General features: G+C 43.1%; 1 protein-coding gene. It reads left to right on the top strand.

The window, feature by feature from the left end:
- Positions 1-301 precede the first annotated feature (301 nt).
- Positions 302-2182, top strand: coding sequence for a RimK/LysX family protein (locus tag AB4653_RS24995; protein ID WP_102249573.1), 1881 nt, complete (start codon positions 302-304; stop codon positions 2180-2182).
- Positions 2183-2228 lie beyond the last annotated feature (46 nt).

The following is a 2228-nucleotide window of genomic DNA, read 5'->3' as shown; positions in this document are numbered from 1 at the left end:
ATGTTTATCTAGAACCGTTTGTGTTTTAGCAAGTTAAACTCGCTTCAGGTGTGTTTTGAATAGCTAAGGTCAGCGCTTGTCGTTGGCCTTTTTTGTATTCATTTCTCCAATGTAACACTGAGTATTGAACAGGTTGTTGGGTATCCATTAGTCAATAATCGATAAGCGAATGCAGCGCAAAGTCATCGGTTTGTCATCGAAAAACTCATAGCGTTAACGTTATGTGAGAACCATTGCTGGTGGGGGAACTATTTGCCGAATCGCCAGTATTATTAGTGAACTGATCACAACGGACCAACTAATGAAAAAGATACCTTTGGCTCTAACTCTTTTAAGCACTCTACTTTTTACACAATATTCTTTGGCTACAGACACTTCACACACCACTCAAAACCCGACTTACGAACTCGATGGTAAGTCGGTATTAGGTCGTACTGAGAACGTGTACCTATCTAGCGTTCAAGGGCTAAAAGACGTTCCTTTCATTGGTAAAATTGATACCGGTGCGGAAACCACTTCTATGCATGCGGAAGACATTCATGTGAAGAGCTCTAATCCCGATTACCAAAATCTCAAAGACAAAGAGTTGATGGCGGCGTTAACCGAAGACCTGTTGAACAATTCTGATGTTGATTACGATGATTGGGATGGCAGCACCTTTGCGAAATATGAAGCTGTGGTCTCTTTCAAGGTTCAAAACCCACGTACGGGTGACATGGTATTAATCGAAGCACCTTTAGAGCGTGTCAGCATAATACGCAGCCGCACCAGCAGCACGCCTTTGCTTCGCCCTACGGTTAAGATGTCGCTGACTATTGCGGACCATGAATTAAAAACAGACGTTAACCTGACGGACAGAAGTCACTTCTCTGCGCCAGTGCTGATCGGCAAAACCTTTCTTGCTGACAACGCCTTAGTGTTTGCTGGTTACGACTATTTGCAAGAGCAGGAAAACGCGACGGTTGTTGGCCGTAAAGAGGTGGTGTCTATCTCCGGAATGGCGATGAACGCGACCTTCTCCTTAAAGAATCGCTACAGTATTCTTCATGCAAAAGACATCGACGTAGATAAGAAGAACAGTGAAGTGACGTTTGATATGTTCGACAACGATGGCAAACAGAAAGAGATGACACTGCCATTAGTTCGTATGTTAAGCGTGAGTGGTAAAAAGAGACCTCTGGTATATGTACCAGTCCAACTCGATGAAAACACAACCAAAGACGTTCTGGTGTACCTACGTGACCGCTCGAGTAGCGTGTCACAGTTGAGATTTGGTACAAGCACCGCAAGCGAACTTTTCATGATTGATACCAACGCTGAAAATATTCTTTCTGAAGGATCTGAGAATTTCAGCGAGGTCGCGAAAAAGACTGAGCCACTGATTATCTCACCGGAAGAAGATATCACATTAGATGGTTTTCCTATGAAGGCTGTTGCTTCATTTACTGTCAACACGCCTTTGCTGAAGGTCGACAGTTTTGAAATGACAGGTAAAGGCAAAGAGGCTTCTGTTGAATTTTATCTTACAGATGTAAATGGTGAGAAGCAGAAGATAACAAAGTCAATTATTAAGAAGCTTAAGGTCGGTGATGATACTCGTCCGGTTGTAAGTGGTGAGTTTTTGGGCGCTGGTAAAGTTCGCCAACAAGAGTTTGCTATCGATGTACTTAACAGTAATGAGAAAGAGGCCTACTTTGTTTTAGGTAAGAAGATGGCGAAAGATGGGGTATATGTGAATACTCGATCTGATTATCTTTTGAAATCGGAGCCTTTGTTTAAAGTCGGGCACATCGAGGTTGTTGAAGTCAACGGCATGACATTCCCTGCCAAGTTGGATACAGGCGCAGATGTAAGCTCAATGAACGCAGTCAACATCAAACGATTTAAGAAAGACGGCCAAGACATGGTGAGCTTTACCTATCAAAACAACCAAGGCGATAAGCAAGACTTCACTAAGCCTGTGATTGATGTAATGCGCATTAAAGCTAAGAAAGGCGAGAAGGTGAACATTCGCCCAGTGGTAGAAATGAAGGTGAAGTTGGGTGACCTAGAGAAAGAGGTGAGGGTAAACCTTCAAGATCGCTCTCGCTTTGAATACAGCATGATCCTAGGTAAGAACTTCTTAAAGCACGGCGCAGTAGTGAGTAGCGATGAAGATTACTTACTGGGCGATATGGAGTAACACCTAAATTTATCTAATTTCTATCGGTTCAACTTCCTCATCAGTA

The organism is Vibrio sp. 10N.222.48.A3 (assembly GCF_041475345.1).
GTDB classification, from domain to species: Bacteria; Pseudomonadota; Gammaproteobacteria; order Enterobacterales; family Vibrionaceae; genus Vibrio; species Vibrio tasmaniensis_A.
This window is presented reverse-complemented; position numbering and strand designations above follow the sequence as displayed.